This is a genomic window from Microbacterium sp. CCNWLW41 (assembly GCF_037083505.1).
In genome coordinates, this window is record NZ_JBAOJP010000003.1 from 653,978 (window position 1) to 676,976 (window position 22,999).

Sequence of the window (22,999 nt, forward strand, 5' to 3'; positions counted from 1 at the left end):
ATCCGGCGGATCCGCGCGGGTAGTCTGGCGAGGACATGACCCCCGACACCTCTGCACCGACCCGCTGGCTCTCCGCCGCCGGCATCGACGTCGTCCTCGTCCTCGTGTTCGCCGCGATCGGGCGCGCCAGCCATGAACGGGGTCTGACCCCGCTCGGCGTCGTGGAGACCGCCTGGCCGTTTCTCGCCGGGCTGGCGCTCGGCTGGCTCGTGCTGATGGCGTGGCGCGCGCCCCGTGCGGTGCTGCGGACGGGGCTGCCGCTGGCGGCGATCGCCGTCGCGGGCGGCATGCTCCTGCGCCTCGCGACGGGTGCGGGCACGGCCCTGCCGTTCGTCGTCGTCGCGACGGCGACGCTGCTGCTGTTCCTCGTCGGGTGGCGACTGATCGCCGCGCTGATCGCCCGCCGCTCGCGCCGGGGCGCCTGAGCGGGCCCGACGCCGGGGCTACGGCGCCACGGGCTCCAGCTGAGTGATCAGGGCCCGGTGATCGCTCCCGCCCGTCGCGGGCAGCACCTGCGATCCGCTCGGTCGCCACTGGTCGGTCGCCATGACGTGGTCGATCGGCGCGCCGACGAGCTCCGGGACGAGGGTCGGCCACGTGCCCAGCGCACCGGCGCCGGTCCGGGCGGCGGCATCACGGCAGGCGCCAAGGTCTCCGCCGTCGACGCCGAGGCCGGCCATGTGGTCGATCGTCGCGTTGAAGTCGCCGGCGAGGATGACGTTGCCGCCCGGGCACTGGTCCGCGACCCAGCGCAGGTCCTCGCGCCATCCGTCCATGTCCTCCGGGCGAGGGGCCACGGTGTGGACCGCGACGACGGTGGGCCCGTCGCCGTCCACCGGCATCACGACGACGCTCGGCACGGAGCCGGTGTTGCTGGTGCCGTCCGCGGCCGATTCGACGACGGCGTAGTCGCCGAGGTCCGGGGAGATCAGGATCGTCGTCTGCCAGGAGTCGGGACCCTGCTCGACCTCGGGGCGGAACTGGACGTGGTGCACCCACATCGGGTGCCCCTGCTCGCGCAGCATGATCGCGATCTGCTCGCCCACGTCCTCGGTGGTCTCGGGGAGCGCCACGATGTCGGCGCCCTGTCCGACCACGGTCCGGGCGATCTCCTCCGCCGGGACCGCCTCGCCGGCCGTGTTCCAGGCCAGCACTCGGACGCTGCTCCCGGTCTTCTCGGGGAGCGCCGCCGGCGCGAAGCCGCGGACCGCGCCGATCGCCGCCGACGCGCCGGCGCCCAGCAGCGCCACGATCGCGAGGGACGCCGCGAAGCCGCGAAGGGGCCGGGCGATGGCGAGCAGCAGCGCCAGCACGACCACGCCGAGGAACGCCGCGGCGAGGAGGCCCCGGGAGGCGATCATCTGGGTCACGGGGAAGGTCTGCTCGAGGCGGAAGAACTGCGGCCACGTCAGAACGGCCGTCAGCATCGCGAAGAGCACGGTGACGAGGATCCCCAGGAGTCGGAACATCGCGTCGAGCCTACGGGAGACGCCTGGGAGGGGACTGGTGCGCCGCGGGCGCGCCGGTGGCCGTCGGCGCTCGCTACGCTCGGAGCATGACGGATGTTGCGGCGCCCGGCGGGCCCCGGTTCCAGGGCCCCGGCGACCTGCACCTGCATTCGAACCGCTCGGACGGGACCGAGCCGCCCGCGACCGTCGTCGCGCAGGCGCACGCTCACGGCGTCCGAACGATCGCGCTCACCGACCACGACACGACCGCGGGCTGGGATGAGGCGCGGGCCGAGGCGGTCCGGCTCGGCATGACGTTCCTCCCGGGGATGGAGCTGTCCACGCGAGACGGCTGGCGCAGCATCCACGTCCTGGCGTACCTGTTCGATCCCGCCTCGCCGGCCCTGGCCGCGGAGATGCAGCGTATCCGGGACGACCGCGTCGGACGGGCCGAGCGGATCGTGCGGAACATCGGCCGCGACTACCCGATCACCTGGGCCGACGTGCTCGCCCAGACCTCCGGCGACGCGACGGTGGGCAGACCGCACATCGCGGACGCCCTCGTCGCGCGGGGGATCGCCGTGGACCGCACGGCGGCGTTCGACGGCATCCTCCACCCGCGGGAGGGCTACTACGAGGGGCACTACGCCCCGGATCCCGTCCGCGCCGTGCGCCTGATCACGCGGGCGGGGGGAGTGGCGGTGGTGGCCCACCCCGCCCCGTCCGGACGCAGCCAGATGGTGCCGGTCCCGCTGCTGGAAGAGCTCATCGCGGCCGGTCTCGGAGGACTGGAGATCGAGCACCGCGAGAACACCCCGTCGGGCAAGCGCGTGCTGCGCGACCTCGCGCGCGCGCACGACCTCATCGTCACCGGATCCAGCGACTACCACGGCCACGGCAAGCCGAACCGGCCCGGCGAGAACACGACCTCGGACGACATGGTCCGGCGCATCCTGGAGCGCGGCACGGGCTCCCCGCCGTCCTTCCCCGCCTGACCTCTCGGCGCGCGAGCGCCGTTTCGGGGCGCGGGATGGGGAAGAAACACCCCGGGGCGCGCCCCGAACGACCGAATGCCGCCCCGAAACGGCTCGGGACCTCAGGCGCCGGACGGGGCGGCGCCTCCGGACCGGCGGCGGCGACGGCGGCGCTGCGGAGCAGGCTTGCCGTCGTGGTGCTCCTTCGTGGTGTCGCCGTCGTGGGTGCCGGCCCCCTCCGCGTTGCGGTCGGTCTCGCCCGCGGGGGCGGACTTCGCCGGCTGCGCGGAAGCGCCCTCGGCGAAGGTCGACCCCACGTCGCCCGACGCGCGGCGGCGGCGCCGGCGGCGACGCGTGCCGCCCTCGGCCGTTCCCTCGGCGGCCGCGTCCGCCGCGCGCTGCGGCTCGCGGGGCTTGCGGGCCGGCTTCTCCGCCGCGGGTGCCGTGCGCAGGCGCCCCTTCGTCCCCTCCGGGATGTTCAGGTCGGTGTAGAGGTGCGGGCTGGAGGAGTACGTCTCGATCGGCTCGGGCTGGCCGAACTCCAGCGCGCGGTTGATGAGGGCCCACTTGTGCAGGTCCTCCCAGTCGACGAACGTGACGGCGATCCCGGTCTTGCCGGCGCGGCCGGTGCGACCGGCGCGGTGCAGGTACGTCTTCTCCTCGTCCGGGATCGTGTGGTTGATGACGTGCGTCACGTCGTCCACGTCGATGCCTCGTGCGGCGACGTCGGTCGCGATCAGGACGTCCTTCTTACCGGCCTTGAACGCCGCCATGGACCGCTCGCGCTGCTCCTGACCCATGTCGCCGTGCACGCCGCCGACGTTGAACCCCCGGTCGGCGAGCTCGTCGACCAGCCGCTGGGCGGCGCGCTTGGTCCGGGTGAAGATGACCGTCTTCCCACGGCCCTCCGCCTGCAGGATGCGGGCGATGACCTCGTCCTTGTCGAGCGAGTGCGCGCGGTAGACGATGTGCTTGATGTTCGCCTGGGTCAGCCCCTCGTCGGGGTCGTTCGCGCGGATGTGGATCGGGTTCGACATGAACCGGCGGGCGAGGGCCACGATCGGGCCGGGCATCGTCGCGGAGAAGAGCTGGGTGTGGCGCACCGCCGGCACCTTCTGGAAGATCTTCTCGATGTCGGCGAGGAAGCCGAGATCCAGCATCTTGTCGGCCTCGTCGAGCACGACCTCGGTCGCGTTCGAGAGGTCGAGCAGTCGCTGCCCCGCCAGGTCGATCAGTCGGCCGGGGGTGCCGACGACGATCTGCGCGCCGGCCTTGAGCTGCTCGATCTGACCCTCGTAGGCCTTGCCGCCGTAGATCGCTACGACGTTGGTCGAGCGTCCGGAGGTCAGCAGGTCGATGTCCTCGTAGACCTGGACGGCGAGCTCGCGGGTGGGCACCACGATGAGGGCCTTGACGCCGGGCTCGGGGTCGATGCCGAGCCGCTGGACGACCGGGATGCCGAACCCGAAGGTCTTCCCGGTGCCCGTCTTGGCCTGTCCGATGATGTCCTGGCCGGGAAGGCCCAGGGGGATGGTCTGCTCCTGGATGGGGAAGGCATCCACGATCCCCTTCGCCGCGAGGGCGTCCACGATGTCCTGATCGATGCCGAGTTCGGCGAAAGTCGTCACTGTTGCACAGCCTGTCCGGCGGCCCGTCGTCTTCCTCGGGCACCGCCTAGAGTACGGATCCACGCCGTTCTTCGAAGCACAGGCGCGGGGCCCCGGTCCGACGCCGGAGCGACATAAGCCTACCCGAGGGCCGGCTCCGCGCCGGAGGAGCCGTGTCGCAGAGGGCTCGCGCCGCTTCGTCCGGGCAGGGGGCGCCCGCCGCAGTAGGCTGAGCGCGTGGTGAGGTGGTTCTGGCAGAGGAAGTCCCCGCGGCGCGCGCTCGTGCTCCGCTCCCGGGGCGACCTGGGCGATGCGACCCGGGTGGATTTCGCGGAGCTCGCTCCGGATCTGAACACGTTCCTGGGCCAGGCGGCGTACCTGCAGCTGGGCTATTTCGAGACCCTCACCCGCCTCATCCGCGCGACGCCGGAGCTCGCCGAGAAGGAGGCGCTGTCGCGCGCGGCCGGCGCGGCGCTCACCAAGCACACGCGTCTGGTGGACGTGATCCGCGAGCGCGGGGACGACCCCACGGAGGTCATGCTCCCGTTCCGAGAGCAGCTCGACGCCTTCCGGCGCAAGACGATCGGCGTGCGTCCGCGGGAGACGCTGCTCGCGGTGTACCTCACTGCCGGGATGCTCGACGACTTCTATCTCGCCCTGGCGTCGAGCTACGGACGTGCCGGCGGGCAGGTCGTGGACATCCTCGCCGCGGCGGACGACCGCAACGAGATCGTGGACATCATCCAGGCGACGATCTCCAGCGACGAGGAGTGGCGCTCTCTGCTGTCGATGTGGGGGCGGCGCCTGGTCGGCGACGCGCTCCTCGTCGCGCGGGCGGCGCTGCGGCCGCGTCAGCTCGGCGAGGACGACGAGCGTCGCGTCGAGCCCGTCTTCACGGAGCTGATGGGCGCCCACGCCCGTCGGATGGACGCGATGGGGCTCGCCTCCTAGAGGTCGGGCCGCGCCGGTCCCGTGTCGGCGGGATCAGATGCCGAGCTCGGCCCGCTGCGCCGCGTCCGAGCGGGTGCGCGCCGAGGTGAGCACGAGCGTCACGGCGACCCCGACGACCACGGCCCCGCCGAGGGAGGCCAGCCACAGCCAGACGCTGCTCTCGGCCAACCCCGCCCACTGGGCGAGCGTGTAGACGGCGGCGGCCGTCGCCGTGGTCACCGCGGGGGCGACGGCGACACCGCGCGTCTCGCGCCCGGGGAGGGCGAAGTGGATCGCCACTCCCGCGGCGCAGGCGGCGATGATCGCGAGGAGGATGTACATCGCGATCAGGCGACGAAGCCGACCCGGCGCGACTCCTCGGTGCCGAGCTCGACGTAGCCGAGGTGCGCGGTCGGCACGATGTAGGAGTTGCCCTTGACGTCGGAGAAGCTCACGTGGCTGGAGTTCTGGTCGAGCGCCGCGGCGACCTGGCTGCGGACCTCGTCGGCGGGGGTGCTCGTCTCGAAGCTGAGCTCGCGGCCGGTGTTGATGATGCCGATGCGGATTTCCACGCGTGCGCTCCTTGCAGATCGTGCAGGTCGGTGAGTTCTCGGCCACTCTATCGCGGGGCCGGGTCCCGGGAGCCGGGAACGGGCGGCGTTCGCGGACAGCGATTCCCGCCCCGGCGACGGCCGCCGTCGGGGCGGGAAGGACCCCGGTGTCGGGCGTCACGGCTAGCGTGGACGACATGCCCGAAGACCCCCGCCAGCGCGCCGTCGTCACCGCGCCCGTGGACGCCTCGGGAACCGTGATCGGGGCGCCGGGGACGGGGAAGACCACCGCGCTCGTCGACCGGGTCGCGCGACTGCTCGAGGAGGGGACGAAACCGGACGAGGTCCTCGCCCTGACGCCGAGCCGCCAGGCGGCGACCGCCCTGCGCGACCGCATCGGCGTCCGCATCGGCGTCGCGACGCCGGGTCCGCTCGCGCGCTCGATCGGATCCTTCGCCTTCCAGATCGTGCGCGGTGCGATGGTCAGGGCCGGGCAGGAGCCGCCGGCCCTGCTCACCGGGGCCGACCAGGACCGCCTGGTGGCGGCCCTGCTGGAGCAGGATGCGGAGGACGAGGCGGAAGGGATCGTCCGGTGGCCGAGCACGCTGAGCGCCACCGTGCGGTCCTCACGGGTGTTCCGGTCGGAGCTGCGTGCCTTCCTCGCCGAGTGCGCCGAGCTGCGCGTCAGCCCGAGTGAGCTGCGGGCGACGGATCGAGCCGCCTGGCACGCCGTGGCCGACTTCCAGACCGGTTACCGCCGTGTCCTCGACCGCGCTCGGTCGAGCCACCGCGACGCCGCGGACCTCGTCGCCGAGGCGTCCGCGATCCTGCGCTCCGCCGATGCCGCGCTGCTGGGGCCTCTCGGCGCGCTGCGTGCGGTGCTCATCGACGATGCCCAGGAGCTCACCGCGGGAGGGGTCGACCTGGTTCGCGCCCTGCGGGAGCGCGGTGTCGCGGTGCTCGCGTTCGGCGACCCGGACATCTCATCGGGAGCGTTCCGCGGTGTCGGTCCGGAGCTGTTCGCGGGACTGGCGGCGGTCCTCGGCGACGTCCATGTGCTGGACGAGCCGCATCGTCAGGTGCCGGCGCTGACGGCTCTCACCCGGACCGTGACGCAGACGATCGGCACCGCGGGGCGGATCGAGCACCGTCGCGCTCCGGACGCCGCTGCTCCCGCGGACGACGGCCCCGAGGCGGACCCGCCGGTGACGACGGCCCTCGCTCCCTCACCGCACGCGGAGATCGATCGGATCGCGGTCACCCTGCGGGACTGGCACCTCACGCACGGCATCCCCTGGGGGCGCATGGCCGTGATCGCGCACGACACCCGGCAGATCTCCGAGCTGGAGACGGAGCTGGCGGCCCGCGAGGTCCCGACGCGCGCCGCGGGGGTCCAGCACCCGCTGGGCAGCGAGGCGATCGTGCGCGACCTGCTGGGGGTCGTCCGGCTGGCCCTGCAGCCCGCCGCCGATCGGGACGCGCTGGAGCTCGCCGAGGCGCTGCGGACACCGTTCGGGGGTCTGGACGGCGTCGGACTGCGCCGCCTGCGCGCGCATCTGCGACATCGAGAGCTCGAAGCGGGGGGAGCCACGCCGGCACGAGAGCTGCTGCGGAACGCGCTCGCGGAACCGGCGCTGCTGGCGCACATCGACACGGCGGAGGCACGGACGGCGGATCGGTTCGCGGTGCTTCTGCGCGACGTCGCGGCCGCCGCGGCCCGAGGCGAGACGATCCACGATCTGCTGTGGCGGGTGTGGGACGCCTCGCGCGCGCCGGACGGCCGGCGTCTGGCGACGGCCTGGCAGGAGGCGGCGGCGTCTGCGAGCGGAGCCGAGACGGCTCGTGCCCTGGACGCGCTCGTCGCGCTGTTCGACGCCGCGAAGCGCTCCGTGGAACGCTCGCCCGAGAACGGCCCGGAGAAGTTCCTGCACGAGATCCTGGAGAGCGACGTCCCCGAGGACTCCCTCTCCGCCCCGGAGCGCGCGGGGACGGTCACCCTGCTCACGCCCGCATCGGCGCTGGGCACGGAGTTCGACGCGGTCGTCGTCGCCGGGGTGCAGGACGGCGTCTGGCCGAACCTGCGCCTGCGGGGCGGTCTGCTAGAGACCTGGCGGCTCGCGGACGTCATCGCGGCGGCGCGCACCGGGGAGCCGGAGCACGTGCACACCACCGTCGACCGCCGACGCGCGGCGCTGCACGACGAGCTGCGGCTGTTCGTGCGCGCGATCTCCCGGGCTCGCCGCCGACTGATGGTGACCGCCGTCGACGACGACGATCACAGCCCGAGCCCGTTCTTCTCCTTCCTGCCGGCGCCGCGCACGGACGACGACGACCTCCTCGCGCACCCGCTCACCCTGCGCGGGCTGGTCGCGCGGCACCGGCGCACGCTCACGGCGACGACGCCGATCCCCGCGCATGCCGCCGCTCGCGCCGAGGCGGCGGGGCAACTGCGGCTGCTCGCCGAGGCGGGCGTCCCCGGCGCCGCACCGGAGGAGTGGTACGGCGTGCGCCCCGCGTCCATCTCCGCGCCGCTGCGGGACCTGGAGACGACCGGCGTCCGGGTCTCGCCGTCCAAGGTCGAGTCCTTCGAGGAGTGCGGTCTCAACTGGGTGGTGTCGGCTCTCGGGGGCGACACGGTGCTGCCGCCGTCCGCCGGGCTCGGCACGATCGTGCACGAGGCCATGGAGCGGGTGCCGGACGGCGACCTGGAACGACTGCGCGCGGTCGTCGAGGAGCACTGGCCCGAGCTCGACTTCGAGACGGCGTGGATCGCGCGCAAGGAACGACGCCGGGCCGACCTGTACATCGAGCGGCTGCACGCCTACCTGTCCGCCGTCGCCCGGGACGGAGGCCGGGTGGTCGCCGCCGAGGGCACCTTCCGCTTCGCCGTGGATCTGACCGACCCCGATGCGCCCGTGGTGCGCGCACCGGACCCCGAGCGCGCGGCGCATCAGGCCCTCGTCAACGGTGCGATCGACCGTGTCGAGGTCTACCCGGCCGGGGCCGGGGAGCACGCTGCGGCGCGGGGGCAGCGATGGACGGAGATGGCCGGGGGAGAAGCAGGGGAGCGCGTCGTGGTGGTCGACCTGAAGACCGGCAAGTACGAGCCGGACACGGAGTCGGCCGTCGCCGCGCACGCGCAGCTGTCGGCCTACCAGATCGCCGTGCAGGAAGGACTCGTGGACGGGGCGAGCCCCGCTGCGCTCGCGGGCGCGCGGCTGGTGATCGTGTCGAAGACGGTCGGGAAGGCGGACTACCGGGTGGCGCATCAGCACACGCTCGCCGACGAGGCGCGGGAGCAGTTCCTCCTCCGGGTGGCCGACGCCGCCAGGGGGATGGCGGCGTCGAGCTTCACCGCGCAGGTGGAGGCGCACTGCGCCGACACGCAGGTCCGCGTGCAGACCTGCCGGATCCACACCGTCCCGGCGGTGTCCGCGTGAGGCCGGAGGGGGCCCTGCTCCGCGATCCGGCCCGGCCGGACGGCGACGGCGTCTCCGCCGTCGAGATCGCGGCGGCACTGGGTCTTCCCACTCCGACGCCGGCGCAGCAGCGGGTGATCGAGGCGCCGCCGGCGCCCGCTCTGGTCGTCGCCGGTGCGGGCAGCGGCAAGACCGAGACGATGTCGGCGCGCGTCGTGTGGCTGGTCGCCAACGGGCACGTGCGGCGTGACGAGGTGCTCGGGCTCACCTTCACCCGCAAGGCGGCGGGTGAGCTGGGGGAGCGCATCGGCGCCCGCCTCGCCGTGGTCGACGAGTTCGGTGTCCGCGGTCTGCTTCCGCACGTGCCGGAGATCGTCGCGGGCGATGCGTTGCGGCGCGTCCAAGAAGCCGCGCCGGGGCGGCAGCGAGCGCTCGTGCGCAGCCACGTGCTGGACGAGCTGGCCGAGCGATTCGACACGGGATGGGATCCGACGGCGCCGCGCGCGATCGAGGACCTGATGATCCGCCCTCGCGTCTCCACGTACAACGCCTTCGCCGACGCGCTGGTGCGCGAGCACGCCGCGCGCATCGGACGGGACCCCGAGGCGGCGATGCTCAGTCAGTCCGCGTCCTGGCTGATCGCGCGTCACGTGGTCCTCCGGGCCGAGCTTCCGGGGCTGGAGGAGATCGACCGGTCGGTGACCGGGGTGATCGACGCCGTGCAGAGGCTGGCCGGCGACGTCTTGGACCACCGGGTCGATCTCGATCGGATGGAGCAGCTCGCCCTCGACCAGGCTCGCGCGTTCGAGCCGTACCGCGCGCGTGCCGAGGTCGAGACGGCCGTGAACAACCTGCTCACGATGCCCGTGCTCGTCCGGCTCGTGCGCGACTACATCGCCGAGAAGGACCGGCGCGGGGTCCTGGACTTCGCCGACCAGGTCGGCGGCGCCTTCGACATCGTGGAGGCGGCCCCGGAGGTCCGCGCGGAGCTGAGGGAGCAGCACCGGGTCGTCCTGCTGGACGAGTACCAGGACACCTCGGTGATCCAGACGCGGTTCCTGTCCGCGCTCTTCCACGACTCCGCCGTGATGGCGGTCGGCGACCCGCATCAGTCGATCTACGGATGGCGCGGGGCGAGCGCCGACAATCTGTACGCCTTCGGCGGCGCGTTCGCCCGGGAGAGCCGCGCCGCGACATACAGCCTGATGACGAGCTGGCGGAACGACCGGCGGATCCTGGACGCCGCGAACCGGGTCCTCGTCCCGCTGCAGCGTCCGGGGCTCGATGTGCCCGGGCTCGAGCCGCGTCCCGGCGCGGGAATCGGGGACGTGCAGGTGCGCTTCCCCCTCACCGTGGACGACGAGGCGGCGGAGGTGGCCGAGTGGTTCGTGGCGCGTCGCGCGGCGCACGCCGCCGGTGCCGATCCGGGCTCGTCGGGCGAGGGCCCCGCCCCGCACACCGGCGCGATCCTGTTCCGCTCGAAGCGCCACATGCAGACCTTCGCCGCCGCGCTGGCCCAGCGGGGCGTGCCGCACCGCATCCTGGGACTGGGCGGGCTCCTGTCCACACCGGAGGTCGTCGACGTCGTGTCGGCGCTGCGGGTGATCCACGATCCGACCTCGGGCTCGGCTCTGATCCGGCTCCTCGTCGGCCCTCGCTTCGCGGTCGGGGTCGCGGACATGGCCGCTCTATACGACCTCGCCGTCACGCTGGCCGAGCGCGATGGCGCCTACACGCCCCTGCCGGAGGAGGTCCGACAGCGCCTCCGTGCCTCGCGCGGAGCCGACGAGGCGGTCTCGATCGTCGACGCCGTGGATGTCGTCCGCTCCCTGCCGGACGACTACCGCCTGCTCGCCGGGATCAGCCCCGAGGGTCGGGCTCGTCTCCGAGAGGCGGGTGAGATGCTCGAGCGGCTGCGCCGGGCCGCCGGACAGCCGATCCCCGAGCTCATCCGCGCCATCGAGCTGGAGCTCCGGCTGGACATCGAGCTCGCCGCGAACGAGTCCCGAGGACCCGCTCGGCTCGCCGGGACGCAGCTGCGGGCGTTCGGCGACGAGGTGCGCGCCTTCCTCGCCGCGGACGAGCGGGGGAGCATCGGGAGTCTCCTGGCCTGGCTCGACAAGGCCGAGAGCACGGACGAGCTCATGCCGCGGCCGGAGCCGCCCGAGCCCGGCGTCGTCCAGCTGTTGACGATCCACGGGTCGAAGGGACTCGAGTGGGACGCGGTCGCCGTCGTGCGGCTGGTCGAGGACGAGCTTCCCGGGCGGGTGACGGATGCGCAGGGCTGGTTCGGCTTCGGTGTCGTGCCCTTCCCGCTCCGCGGCGATCGGGACGCGCTGCCCCGGTTCGACTGGGACCCCGAGGCCGCGAGGGAGGCGGCGGGACCGGACGCCCGCGCTCAGGACAAGGCGGCGCTGGATTCCCTGGCGAGCGGCAGCCGGGACCCGGACAAGCGCGGCGCCCTCCCGAGGTTCAAGGACGCGTACCGCGAGTACCAGCGTGCCGAGGAGCGCCGTCTCGCGTACGTGGCGTTCACCCGGGCACGGCACGACCTGCTGCTGTCGGGGTCGCACTGGGCGGGTCAGAAGACGCCGCGGACGCCCAGCCCGTTCCTGCGCGAGGCGATCGACGCGCTCGGGCTGGAGGAGATCGGCGAGACGGATCCGGACGAGAACCCCTACGACGGAACCGGTCTCACCCGATCCTGGCCCCTCGACCCGCTGGGCGATCGGCGTTCGCGCGTGGTCGACGCAGCCGAGGCCGTGCGGGCGGCGGCGGACGGCCCGGCCCCCGCACCGGACCGCGTGTTGCAGCGGCTGCTCGCGGAGCGGGAGGCGCGACGCCGCGGCACCGATGCCGACGCACCGACTCGCGTCCCCGCATCGCGGTTCAAGGACTACGTGACGGACTTCTCCGGCACCGTCCGGTCGTTGACGAGGCCGATGCCCGAACAACCGTACCGGCAGACACGACTGGGGACGCTCTTTCACGCCTGGGTGGAGCACCGGTCCGGTCTCGTCGGGGCCGGCGCCTCCACCGATGATGCGCTCTGGGAACAGGACGCCGAGGAGAACCAGGGCGACGAGATCGGTCGAGCGGACGCCGCGGACCTGGCACGACTGCGGGAGATCTTCGAGCGGTCCGAATGGGCGCCCCTGCGTCCGATCGCGGTCGAGACCGAGATCGACTTCGCGCTCCCGCCGTCCGCAGGCGATCCCGGTCGCATCGTGATCTGCAAGCTCGACGCCGTGTACCGCCGGGAGGACCGCGGCGGTCGGATCGAGATCGTCGACTGGAAGACCGGGCGCCCTCCCGCGACGCCGGCGGAGCGGGAGGAGCGGATGCTCCAGCTGGCGCTCTACCGTCTCGCCTACCACCGAAGCACGGGGGTGCCGATGGCGGACATCGACGTCGCCCTGTTCTACGTGGGGGACGACCTCGTGATCCGCGGGGACCGGGTCTACTCCGAGGAGGAGCTGCTCCAGCGCTGGAACGCGGCGCGGGCAGCGCGCTGAGCCTCCTCCTCGTCGGAGGAGATGGCGGCCGCGGGCGAGGAGGAGGCTGCACCGCCCGCGGGATCGTCGTCCGGTCGCAGGCCTGCGGCGTCGAACGCGTCCCCGTCCAGATCAATCGGGGCCGTGTCGTCCGGATCCGCCCCGTCCGTCCCGGGCACCGTCCGATCCGCCGCCGGCGACTCCCCGGTGTCGTGCCGCGGTCCGAAGGCGGCGGTGTCGTCCGCGGCGATGCCGGCGAACGCGCTCGGATCGTAGGCGTCCGTCTGCATCGAGGTGTCCACCTCGGCGGTCGCGGTGGCCGGCACGCTCTCGAGCGCGACCATGGCCTCGTCCACGCCCGCCCCGGGACCGCGACGGGGCACGAGATCGTCGGTGCGGATCCCCTCGGCGAGCGAGTCCAGCAGCTGCGCGGCGTCGTCGACGATGTCCGGACGCCGCGTCTCGTCGCCGTGGAGCAGCCAGCGGGCGAACTCGAGCTCGGCGAGCAGCCGGGAGCGGACGCGCAGCGCCGGATCCGGGGAGCGCAGCGTCGCGGAGGCGTAGGCGGAATGGACGTCCTCGCGCGCATCCGGGGCGGACGCCAGCCATGCGAGATCCGCCGCGGGGTCGCCGATGCGCAACCCGTGCCATCCGATCACTCCGGAGACCTCCGGCCCGAAGTCGGGGTCGTCCTCGAACAGGAACGAGCCGGCGTGCGCGCCGCCGAGCACGACGGCGGACTCGAACCGCCAGACGTCGTCGGTCTCCACCGCCTCGCGCCAGCGCACGGTGAGCCGCGCCGAGACCCGTCCGGTCGCCGCGGCGCGGTCGACGAGCTCGCGGATGTCCTCGCGGACCTGTTCCGGCGTGCGCTCACCGAGACCGGCGGCCCGGACGACGGACAGCGGCAGGGCGTGGATGCCGGCGATCGCGGCGCCGATCGCCGTCGCGGCGCCGCGCCCGGCGGGGATGTGGGCGGCCTCCACCTGGAAGCCGGGGACGAGCGAGGAGACCAGCGCCCGCGCTTCGCCCACGCGCGTCTCGCCCAGCGCTTCGGGGACCGCGAAGGGGAGCATCTCCCGCGCGCCGGCGGTGAGCGCGCGCAGGGCGATCGCCTCCGACGCCAGCTCCGCGCTCGTCTCGTCGTCGCTCGCGACGCGGATGGCGACCTCGCGGCCGTCGGCCAGCGTGGCGACGGCGGAGTCGAAGCGCCCGTCGCCGTCGGCGGACAGCGCGCGGGCGCCGACGACCTCGGCTCCGGGCACGGCGGCCGTGACAGCCGCGGCTAGAGTGAAGGGAGAGCGAGCCATGCCACCAGGGTAGGTCGGCGGCACCGCCCGCCGGGCCGCGCCACGCCTGGAACGCCAGCCCGCGGAGAGGGAACGGATGAACGAGGCGCACGCCGTCCTGGACCGTGCCGGTGCCGAACGGGACCGGCCCGAGATCCTGGAGCAGCTGCGTGCGGAGACCGCGACCCGGGTCCTTCCGGTCCGCGCGGGCCGGGCGCCGCTCTCCGCCGACGGTCTGCGACTGTACCCGGCCACGGATCCGGCGTTCGCGGGGGATGACGTCGAGTGGGCGCTGCTCGGGCGACGCGCGGACGGCACCGCCGTGCTGCTCGCGGCTCTCGACCGGGACGCCGCGCTCGACCACGACGGGTCCTGGGCGGACGTCCGCGACGCGGCGGCGCGTCTGTCACCCGAGGAGACCGAGATCCTCGTCTCCGGGGCCGCGCTCAGCGGCTGGCTGGGCGAGGCGCCGTTCTGTCCGGCCTGCGGCACCCGTGCGCAGCTGCGGCAGGCCGGCTGGTCGCGCCGCTGCCCGGCGTGCGGGCGCGAGCATTTCCCGCGAACGGACCCGGCGGTGATCGTGGCGGTGGAGAGCGCGGACGGCGACCGCCTCCTCCTCGGCGCGAACGCGAACTGGCGAGGGGCCTTCTACTCGTGCTTCGCGGGCTTCGTCGAGGCGGGGGAATCGCTGGAGACGACCGTGCACCGCGAAATCCTCGAAGAAGCCGGGGTCAGGTTGCGGGACCTGCGCTACCGCTCGTCGCAGCCGTGGCCCTACCCCCGATCGCTCATGATCGGGTTCCGGGCGACCGCGGTCGACGAGAGCGCGGCGCTCGGCGACGGCACCGAGATCATCGACGTGCGCTGGCTCACCCGCGCCGAGGTCGGTTCCGCTCTCGCGGGAGACGGACCTGTCGGGCTTCCGGGGCCGGCCTCCATCGCGCGGGCGCTGATCCGGGACTGGTACGAGGAGCGCGCGTGAGCGCGCTGGACGGGCTCGACGAACGACAGCGTGAAGCCGCCTCGGTGCTGCGTGGGCCCGTGGCCGTCCTGGCCGGTGCGGGCACCGGGAAGACCCGGGTCATCACGCACCGGATCGCTCACGGCGTCGAGACCGGCGCGTACACGCCGTCTCGGGTGATGGCGGTCACCTTCACGGCCAAGGCCGCGGGGGAGCTGCGCGGGCGCCTGCGCGCTCTGGGCGTCGAGGGCGTCGCCGCGCGGACCTTCCACGCCGCCGCGCTCTCGCAGCTGAACTACTTCTGGCCGTCACTCGCCGGCGCGCCGGCGCCCGGCATCATCGACAACAAGGTCCGGCTCCTCGCCCAGGCGGCCGATACGCTGCGCATCCGGCCGGACACCGCGACGCTGCGGGACGTCGCCTCGGAGATCGAATGGCGCAAGGTCTCGATGCTGTCGATCGACGAGGCCGCGGCTCAGGGGCGGTCGGTCGGCCGCCTGGATGCGACGGCGCTCGCCGAGCTCTCCCGGGCGTACGAGGCGCTCAAGGACGAGCGGCGCCGCCTCGACTTCGAGGACGTGCTGCTCGCCTGCGCGGGCATGCTGGAGGCGGAGCCGAGGGTCGCCGCCGCGGTGCATGAGCAGTACCGTCACTTCACCGTCGACGAGTACCAGGACGTGTCCCCGCTGCAGAACCGTCTGCTGGAGCTGTGGCTCGGCGACCGGCGGGACCTGTGCGTGGTCGGGGACGCCTCGCAGACCATCTACTCCTTCGCGGGCGCGGACCAGCGCTTCCTCCTCGAGTTCGAGCGACGGCACCCGGACGCCGTCGTCGTTCGCCTGGAGACGAACTACCGTTCGGACGGTCCGGTGCTGAGCGCCGCGAACGCCCTCATGCACGGTCGCCCGGGCGCGCTCGAGCTGGTCGCCGCACGGGCGACGCCGACGGCCGAGCCTCCGACGGTGACCGCCTTCGACTCCGACGCGGAGGAGGCCGCAGCGATCGCCGCGGCGATCGGGGCGCGCGTGGCCCAGGGGGAGCCCGCCGAGGACATCGCCGTGCTGTATCGCGCGCACTCCCAGTCGGCGCCGCTCCTGCAGGCGCTCGCCGCCGAGGGGATCGCCGCGACGGTGCTCGGAGGACGCCGCTTCTTCGACATGCCGGAGGTCCGACAGGCGGTCCTGGCTCTTCGCGGAGCGGCGGTCGCCCCGACGGAGCACGGCTTCCTTCCCGCGGTCCGGGACGTGCTGCGCAGCCTCGGGTTCCGTGACGACCCTCCGGAGGCGGGTGGCGCCCTGCGTGAGGTCTGGGAGGCCCGGCGCGCCCTCCTGCAGCTGGCCGAGGACGCCCCGCCCGGGGAGACGCTGCGCAGCTTCAGCGACGCGCTGCTGGCCCGTGCGAAGGATCAGCACGAGCCGACGCTGCGCACCGTCACGCTGTCCACCCTGCACGCCGCGAAGGGGCTGGAGTGGCCGCACGTGTATCTGGCCGGGTGGTCCGAGGGGCTGCTGCCGATCTCGTACGCGACGGGGTTCGACGCCATCGACGAGGAGCGCCGACTCGCCTATGTGGGGATCACGCGGGCCGCGCGTACCCTCGCGGTGACGTGGTCGCGATCGTCGGGACGGGCGGAGCGGCGGCCGTCGCGATTCCTCGCGGAGATCGGCACCGGCACTCTGCGTGAAACCGCACCGAGCGTGATGCGCGGCGGCCGTCGACGCCGACCCTGACGATCCGGCTCGACCGGTCGCGGATCGCGTCCTCGCGTTCCGCGAGGAGCTCGGCCGCGATCTCGGCAGCATCCGCGATGCGCGCGAGCGGGATGCGTCCGGGATCGTGGGTGAGCAACTGGGTGTGCACGGCCGCCCACGAGGGATCGTGCTCCCGGTCCGCGGCGTCTCGGCAGGACAGGCACGGGGTGCGTCCGGGAACGACGAGCGGGCCGGCCGTCGCTCCGCCGGCGTCGAACGCGATCGGCAGGTGGATCCGGTCGTCACGCAGATGCGCGACCGCGCCCGCTGCGGGGTCACGCCGCGGCGCAGCAGGAGGATCGGGACCGCGTCGGCGGCGTCGTCGATCGTCACGGCCTGGTCGGCGAGCGCCTCGATCATCCGCAGCTGGGCCCACGGGTCGAGGAGGGGAGCGGCATCGAGGCGCACCGTCACGCGGGGCCTCGGTGCGATCAGAACGGGCGCCAGCTGCGTGCGAAGCCGCCGCGCGGCCTCCCGGGGCGCCCCGCAGCCGTGGGCCACGACGTCGAACGAGATCTCGGGAACTCCACGGGCGAGCTCGTGGAGGAGCCGCTCGGCCCAGGGCTCGACCGCGTCCAGCCGGACGATGCCGTCGACGCCGAACTGCGCCGAGTCGGCGTCTCGCCACAGCAACGGGTGCGCGGGGTCGAGTCTGATCTGCGGCATGCTCCGAGTCTGATGCTCGGGGCTTCGCCGCAGGGCCGAGGCAGACGATCCGTGGAGAACCGGGGGGTCTGCGCGTGCGGGGGAGGAGGAGTCAGACGGGCTTCTCGCCGCCGCTGCCGTCGTGCGGGTCCGTGCCGTCCCGCCCGTCGTCGACGGGCCCGTCCTCGCCCTGGTCGACGTCGGGATCGCCCGGGCCGGTCTCGGGCCGGGCGTGGGAGGACCCGGCCTCCTCGGACGTCGCCGCGTCGGAGTCCGCGCCGGAGAAGTCGTCCCCGTCCAGGAGCCGGGCCAGGGCCTCGTCCATCTCGTCCGGCTGCGGCTCCTCGCCGCGGGCGCGGGCCTGGAGGCGGGCGACGAGGGCGGACGGATCGTCGATGTCGGAGGCGTCGGGCATCAGGTCCGGATAGTCCCACAGCGCGTCCCGCTCGGCGATGCCGACCGCGTCCGTCACCGCGCGCCACATCGCTGCCGCCTCGCGCAGGCGACGCGGCCGCAGCTTCAAGCCGACGAGAGCCCCCAGCGCGTCCTCGGCGGGACCGCCGGCGGCGCGGCGGCGCCGCGCCGCCTCGGCGATCCGGGCGCTGTCGGGCAGGCGCGAGGTCGCCGCCGTGGTGACGACGTCGACCCAGCCGTCGATGAGCGCGATGAGGTTCTCCAGGCGTTCGAGCGCCTCGCGCTGCGCGTCGGACTGCGTCGGCAGCAGCGCTCCGCCCTCGATCGCCGCACGGAGCTCTTCCGGATCGGACGGGTCCAGGCGGCCCGCGACGTCCTCCAGCGCCTCGATGTCGACCGTCACCCCGCGGGCGAACTCGGTGATCTGGGACATCACGTGCAGGTGCAGCCAGCGCGCGTGGCGGTACAGGCGCGCGTACGCGAGCTCGCGGGCCGCGAGATAGAGCGCGATCTGGTCCTCGGAGATCTCCAGTCCCTCGCCGAACGCGGCGAGGTTCTGCGGGATCACCGCGGCGGTGCCCGCCGGGAGCACCGGGATGCCGACGTCGCCGCCGGAGACGACCTCGAGCGAGAGGTTGCCCAGCACCTGCCCGAACTGCATCGCGAACACGGAGGAGCCGAGTCCGCGCATCAGCTTGCCGGCCCCGGCGACGATGCCGCGCATCTCTTCGGGCGTCTGGCCCTCCAACGCGGTGGTGAGGGCGTCCGCGATGCTCGTGGAGACGGGCGCCGCGACCTCCTTCCACACGGGCAGCGTCTGCTCCACCCACTCGCCGCGGGTGAGCGCTCGCGGAGACGTGCTCAGCTCGGAGATGGTCGTGGCCTCGCCGACCCAGAGGTTCGCCAGGGAGAAGGCGTCGGCGAGCGACGACCGGCCGCCGTCGGTGACGCCCAGACCGTCACGGTTCGCGATGTGCAGCGCCTGGCGCAGCGTCGTCTCCCACGGGTCCGAGCCCTGCGCGGCCTGGAACTGCTGGAGGAAGGCGTTCATCATCGCCGGATCGAGGCGGATCCCCTCCATGCCCTCGATGCCGTCGAGCGCGCTCAGATCGATGTCCTCGCCGGATGCTCCCAGCATCCGGCGCAGGAACTCTCGGAAGTCCTCGGGATTCGGGTCGTTCTCTGCCATCGCCAGGCCCTCTCAGCACGTCTATAGCCGTGCGTCCTACGCTAGTCATACGATGCCGACCGCGGCCCGGAACGGGGACGCTTCGCTGTACGCCGGTCGCGAACGACCCTGTCTGGAGGACCTGTGACGACGACGCGCGCACGCCGTGCCACGCCCGCGATCGGCGTGGTCGCGCTGATCGTCAGCCTCGCCGCGCTGCTCGTGGTCACGTTCCTCCCGCTGCCGTACGTCGTGCAGCAGCCGGGCCCCGTCTACAACACCCTCGGCGACGTCGAGGTCGAGGACGGCGAGCAGGTCCCGCTCATCTCGATCTCCGGTGCGCAGACGCACGAGACCGGCGGCGCGCTCGATCTCGTCACCGTCCAGGTCGTCGGCAACCGGGAGCACACGCCCTCGTGGGTCGAGGTCGCGATGGCGTGGCTCGATCCCTCCCGGGCCGTCGTGCCGATCGACGCGGTCTTCCCCGAGGGCGTCACCACGAAGCAGCGCGACGAGCAGAACCAGGTCCTCATGGTCGACTCCCAGCAGGAGGCCACGGCCGCGGCGCTGCGGGAGCTCGACTACGACGTGCCCGTCACGATCGAGGTGGCCGGCGTGGTCGAGGACGGCGCGGCGTCGGGCGTGCTGCGCGAGGGCGATCGCATCCTGGCGCTGAACGGCGCCGCCGTCACCGACGTCGACGACCTCCGTGCCCGGATCCAGGAGAGCGGCGGCGCGCCCGTGACGCTCCGGGTCGCCAGGGACGGCGCGGAGGAGGACCTCACGGTGACGCCCCGTGAGGAGAAGGCCCAGGACGGCTCGGCCGTGTGGCTGATCGGCGTCACCCTGACGCACGACTACACCTTCCCGATCGACGTGAAGCTGCAGCTGGACAACGTCGGCGGCCCGAGTGCGGGGATGATGTTCGCGCTCGGGATCATCGACGTCCTGACGCCGGGCGAGCTCAACGGCGGAGAGCAGGTCGCCGGCACGGGGACGATCGCCGCGGACGGCACCGTGGGGCCGATCGGCGGGATCCGCCAGAAGATGTACGGCGCCCGGTCGGCGGGGGCGGACTACTTCCTCGCCCCCGGCGCGAACTGCAACGAGGTGGTCGGGCACGTCCCCGACGGGCTCACGGTGATCCGCACCGATTCGCTGGGCGAGTCCCTGGACGCCCTCGAGGTGATCGCGGACGGTGGCGACGTCGCGGCCCTGCCGACGTGCACGGGGGCGAACGGCTGACCTGTGACGGTCCCGAGCGCCGGAGGGCGTTCGCGACGGGCGAAGCGCGGATCCGCCGTCCCAGGTGGCGCATGAACTCGCCGACCTAGGATGGAGGACGTGACCACGACCTCCGCGCCGAACCCGGCCACGCCCCGCACCTCCCGACGAATACTGATGATCTCGGTGGTGATCATCGCGGCGCTCATCGCGGCCTTCTTCGCGTTCGCGTCGCTCTACACCGACTTCCTCTGGTATGACCAGCTCGACTTCGCGCAGGTGCTGACCACGCGGTGGCTGGCCACGGCGGTGATGTTCGTCGTCGGGTTCCTCGGCATGGCCCTGCCGCTGTTCCTCGTGATCCAGCTGGCCTACCGGCTGCGACCGGTCTACGTGCGCCTGAGCTCGCAGCTGGACCGGTACCAGGAGGTCATCGAGCCGCTGCGTCGCCTGGCGATGTGGGGCATGCCGGTCTTCTTCGGCCTGTTCGCGGGCTTCGCCGCTGCCGGCCAGTGGGAGACGGTCTGGATGTGGGCGAACGGCGCCTCCACGGGCGTCCTCGACCCGCAGTTCCAGATGGACACCGGCTTCTACATGTTCGCGCTGCCCTTCTACCGGGCGGTGCTTGGCTTCGCCTCCGCAGTGATGATCCTGTGCCTCCTGGTGACGGCGCTCGTGTCGTACCTGTACGGATCGGTCCGCGTGGGCCAGGGCGAGCTCCGTATCTCCAAGCCGGCGCGGATCCAGCTCGCGGTGCTCGCGGGGGTCTACCTCCTGCTGCAGGCGGCGAGCCTCTGGCTCGACCGGTACGTGACGCTCGTGACCCCCGAGGACCGCATCACCGGTGCCGCGTACACCGGGGCCAACGCGACGATCCCCGGTCTGTCGATCCTCGCGATCCTGGCCGCGCTCGTGGCGATCCTCTTCTTCATCACCGCCGTGATCGGGCGCTGGCGCTTCCCGCTGGCGGCGACCGCGCTGCTGGTGGTGGCCTCGCTCGTGGTCGGCATCGGCTACCCCTGGGTCGTCAACACCTTCCAGGTGAAGCCGAACCAGAACTCGCTGCAGGCGGAGTACTACCAGCGCAACCTCGACGCGACCAAAGCCGCGTACGGCATCGACGGGCTCGAGACCACGCCGTTCAAGGCGGCCACCGACGCCGAGCCCGGACAGCTGCGCGCCGACGCCGACACGACCGCCTCGATCCGCATCCTGGACCCGGCGATCATCAGCCCGACGGTGCGCCAGCTCGAGCAGTACCGCGCGTACTACCAGTTCCCGGAGAACCTGGACGTCGACCGCTACGAGATCGACGGCGAGAAGCAGGACACCGTCGTCGCGGTCCGCGAGCTCGACATGAACCAGCTCAGCGACGCGGGCAACTGGAACAACCGCGCCGCGGTCTACACGCACGGCTACGGGCTTGTGGCCGCCGCGGGCAACCAGCGCACGCCCGACGGCGAGCCGGTGTTCCTGGAGCGGGGGATCCCGTCCGACGGATTCCTCACCAAGACGGAGAAGTTCGAGCCGCGCGTGTACTTCGGCGAGCAGTCGCCGCCGTACTCGATCGTCGGCGCGCCCGAGGGCACCGCGCCGGTCGAGATCGACTACCCGCGCGGGCAGGACGGCGCCACCGACACGAAGACGACCTTCACCGGCGACGGCGGGCCGCGGATCGGCAATTTCTTCAACAAGCTGCTGTACGCGCTGAAGTTCCAGTCCGAGCAGATCCTCTTCTCCGACCTCGTGAACGAGGAGTCGCAGATCCTCTACGACCGGGATCCGAAGACGCGCGTGCAGAAGGTGGCGCCGTACCTGACGCTCGACAACGACCCGTACCCGAGCGTCGTGGACGGTCGGATCGTCTGGATCGTCGACGGTTACACCACCAGCGCCAGCTACCCCTACTCCACGGGGGTGAGCCTGCAGGAGGCGATCGGTGACGCCAGCACGGCCATGCCGGGCTTCGTGGCGGACGAGGTCAATTACATCCGCAACTCGGTGAAGGCGACCGTCGACGCGTACGACGGCAGCGTCACCCTGTACGCGTGGGATGAGGAGGACCCGGTCCTGAAGACCTGGCAGAAGGTCTACCCGTCCACCCTCAAGCCGATCAGCGACATGTCCGGCGAGCTGATGTCGCACGTGCGCTACCCGACGGACCTGTTCAAGGTCCAGCGGGCGATGCTCGGGGTCTACCACGTGGACGACGCGTCCTCGTTCGCCCAGCGCGACAACGCCTGGAAGACGCCCAACGATCCGCAGAACCAGGAGCGGCTCCAGTCGCCGTACTACCTGTCGATGAAGATGCCGGGCCAGGACTCGCCGCGGTTCTCGATGTTCACGACCTTCATCCCGTCGGCCGAGGGGACGAGCAGTCGCGACGTGCTGCTCGGCTACCTCGCCGTGGACTCCGACGCCGGATCCGAGGCGGGGGTGAAATCGAAGGGCTACGGACAGCTCCGGATGCTGGAGATCGACGCCGACACGACCGTCCCGGGCCCCGGACAGGTGCAGAACACCTTCGACACCGACACGGACGTGGCCCAGCAGCTCAACCTGCTGAAGCAGGGCCAGTCGGAGGTGCTGCACGGCAACCTGCTGACCCTTCCCGTCGGCGGCGGACTGCTGTACGTCCAGCCGGTCTACGTCCAGGCGTCCAAGGGCACGCAGCTTCCCCGGCTCCAGAAGATCCTCGTGGCCTTCGGCGACCGGATCGCGTTCGCCGACACGCTCACGGGCGCGCTGGACGAGCTGTTCGGCGGGGATGCCGGCGCGGTCGGTGGCGATGAGGAGGTGCCTCCCACCACGCCGGGCGGTTCGACCACCGAGCCGCCGCAGACCGGCGCCGCCGCGCGTCAGGCGGCGCTGGAGGACGCGAAGGCGGCGATGCTCGCCCGCGACGAGGCGCTCAAGTCGGGTGACCTGACGAAGTTCGCGGAGGCGGACAAGCAGCTCACCGAGGCCGTGAACCGCCTCATCGAGCTCGAGGGCGACGCCGCCGAGACGCCCGCGCAGTGACACGACGAGAGGCGCCTCTCCGCACCGGGGAGGCGCCTCTCGCGTCCCGTCCCCGGTCTGGCGGATCGGGTGACGACGGCGCACACTGGAGAGGACCCCACGC

General features: G+C 72.9%; 15 protein-coding genes. 9 read left to right on the forward strand and 6 right to left on the reverse strand.

The annotated features are described in order from the left end of the window. The first annotated feature begins 35 nt into the window (after positions 1-35). Positions 36-425: a DUF3054 domain-containing protein gene (locus V6R91_RS14740; protein ID WP_336395877.1), complete on the forward strand. Its 390-nt coding sequence runs from the start codon at positions 36-38 to the stop codon at positions 423-425. Positions 426-443: 18 nt separating this feature from the next. Here V6R91_RS14740 and V6R91_RS14745 read toward each other — a convergent pair whose 3' ends face one another. Then, positions 444-1,469, reverse strand: coding sequence for an endonuclease/exonuclease/phosphatase family protein (locus V6R91_RS14745; RefSeq protein ID WP_271062417.1), 1,026 nt, complete (start codon positions 1,467-1,469; stop codon positions 444-446). An 86-nt stretch (positions 1,470-1,555) separates the two neighbouring features. Between V6R91_RS14745 and V6R91_RS14750 the strand changes: the two genes are divergently transcribed. Next, entirely contained in the window at positions 1,556-2,443 is an 888-nt protein-coding gene (locus tag V6R91_RS14750) for a PHP domain-containing protein (RefSeq protein ID WP_336395878.1), read from the forward strand. Between the two features lie 101 nt (positions 2,444-2,544). On the opposite strand, the gene V6R91_RS14755 is transcribed toward V6R91_RS14750, so the two are convergent. Further along, positions 2,545-4,050 carry a DEAD/DEAH box helicase gene (locus tag V6R91_RS14755; RefSeq protein ID WP_219084916.1) on the reverse strand — a complete coding sequence of 502 codons (1,506 nt, stop codon included), beginning with the start codon at positions 4,048-4,050 and terminating at the stop codon, positions 2,545-2,547. Between the two features lie 216 nt (positions 4,051-4,266). Between V6R91_RS14755 and V6R91_RS14760 the strand changes: the two genes are divergently transcribed. Beyond that, a complete protein-coding gene (locus V6R91_RS14760; RefSeq protein WP_219084917.1) occupies positions 4,267-4,980 on the forward strand; it encodes a ferritin-like fold-containing protein in 714 nt (237 codons plus the stop codon). A 33-nt stretch (positions 4,981-5,013) separates the two neighbouring features. On the opposite strand, the gene V6R91_RS14765 is transcribed toward V6R91_RS14760, so the two are convergent. After that, positions 5,014-5,301, reverse strand: a complete 288-nt coding sequence (locus V6R91_RS14765) for a hypothetical protein (protein ID WP_219084918.1) — start codon at positions 5,299-5,301, stop codon at positions 5,014-5,016. A 5-nt stretch (positions 5,302-5,306) separates the two neighbouring features. Next, a complete protein-coding gene (locus V6R91_RS14770) occupies positions 5,307-5,531 on the reverse strand; it encodes a DUF3107 domain-containing protein (RefSeq protein ID WP_067249077.1) in 225 nt (74 codons plus the stop codon). Between the two features lie 176 nt (positions 5,532-5,707). Between V6R91_RS14770 and V6R91_RS14775 the strand changes: the two genes are divergently transcribed. Continuing rightward, entirely contained in the window at positions 5,708-8,950 is a 3,243-nt protein-coding gene (locus V6R91_RS14775) for an ATP-dependent helicase (protein ID WP_336395879.1), read from the forward strand. Beyond that, on the forward strand, positions 8,947-12,444 hold the full coding sequence (locus tag V6R91_RS14780) for an ATP-dependent DNA helicase (protein WP_336395880.1): 3,498 nt from the start codon (positions 8,947-8,949) through the stop codon (positions 12,442-12,444). The genes V6R91_RS14775 and V6R91_RS14780 overlap by 4 nt, the downstream gene beginning before the upstream one ends. Here V6R91_RS14780 and V6R91_RS14785 read toward each other — a convergent pair. After that, positions 12,390-13,733 (reverse strand): phosphotransferase, encoded by a 1,344-nt coding sequence (locus V6R91_RS14785; protein WP_336395881.1) that lies wholly within the window; start codon positions 13,731-13,733, stop codon positions 12,390-12,392. The genes V6R91_RS14780 and V6R91_RS14785 overlap by 55 nt on opposite strands. Before the next feature lie 76 nt (positions 13,734-13,809). Here V6R91_RS14785 and nudC point away from each other — a divergent pair, with 76 nt between their 5' ends. Continuing rightward, the gene (nudC, locus tag V6R91_RS14790) at positions 13,810-14,694 is read left to right on the forward strand and encodes an NAD(+) diphosphatase (protein ID WP_336395882.1); all 885 of its coding nucleotides are present in this window, start codon (positions 13,810-13,812) and stop codon (positions 14,692-14,694) included. Next, positions 14,691-16,403, forward strand: coding sequence for an ATP-dependent helicase (locus V6R91_RS14795; protein WP_336395883.1), 1,713 nt, complete (start codon positions 14,691-14,693; stop codon positions 16,401-16,403). The genes nudC and V6R91_RS14795 overlap by 4 nt, the downstream gene beginning before the upstream one ends. Positions 16,404-17,181: 778 nt before the next feature. Here the strand turns inward: V6R91_RS14795 and V6R91_RS14800 are convergent. After that, entirely contained in the window at positions 17,182-18,672 is a 1,491-nt protein-coding gene (locus V6R91_RS14800; protein ID WP_336395884.1) for a zinc-dependent metalloprotease, read from the reverse strand. 123 nt (positions 18,673-18,795) lie between these two features. Between V6R91_RS14800 and V6R91_RS14805 the strand changes: the two genes are divergently transcribed. Both V6R91_RS14805 and V6R91_RS14810 read left to right on the forward strand, forming a co-directional pair. Beyond that, positions 18,796-19,896, forward strand: a complete 1,101-nt coding sequence (locus tag V6R91_RS14805) for a YlbL family protein (RefSeq protein WP_336395885.1) — start codon at positions 18,796-18,798, stop codon at positions 19,894-19,896. A gap of 99 nt (positions 19,897-19,995) precedes the next feature. After that, a complete protein-coding gene (locus V6R91_RS14810; protein ID WP_336395886.1) occupies positions 19,996-22,896 on the forward strand; it encodes a UPF0182 family membrane protein in 2,901 nt (966 codons plus the stop codon). The last annotated feature ends 103 nt before the right edge of the window (positions 22,897-22,999 follow it).

Bases quoted from the DNA above. Each gene is read 5' to 3' on its own strand.
- V6R91_RS14740 (WP_336395877.1), top strand. From the start codon at position 36: ATGACCCCCGACACCTCTGCACCGACCCGCTGGCTCTCCGCCGCCGGC.
- V6R91_RS14745 (WP_271062417.1), bottom strand. From the start codon at position 1,469: ATGTTCCGACTCCTGGGGATCCTCGTCACCGTGCTCTTCGCGATGCTG.
- V6R91_RS14750 (WP_336395878.1), top strand. From the start codon at position 1,556: ATGACGGATGTTGCGGCGCCCGGCGGGCCCCGGTTCCAGGGCCCCGGC.
- V6R91_RS14765 (WP_219084918.1), bottom strand. From the start codon at position 5,301: ATGTACATCCTCCTCGCGATCATCGCCGCCTGCGCCGCGGGAGTGGCG.
- V6R91_RS14775 (WP_336395879.1), top strand. From the start codon at position 5,708: ATGCCCGAAGACCCCCGCCAGCGCGCCGTCGTCACCGCGCCCGTGGAC.
- V6R91_RS14785 (WP_336395881.1), bottom strand. From the start codon at position 13,733: ATGGCTCGCTCTCCCTTCACTCTAGCCGCGGCTGTCACGGCCGCCGTG.
- nudC (WP_336395882.1), top strand. From the start codon at position 13,810: ATGAACGAGGCGCACGCCGTCCTGGACCGTGCCGGTGCCGAACGGGAC.
- V6R91_RS14800 (WP_336395884.1), bottom strand. From the start codon at position 18,672: ATGGCAGAGAACGACCCGAATCCCGAGGACTTCCGAGAGTTCCTGCGC.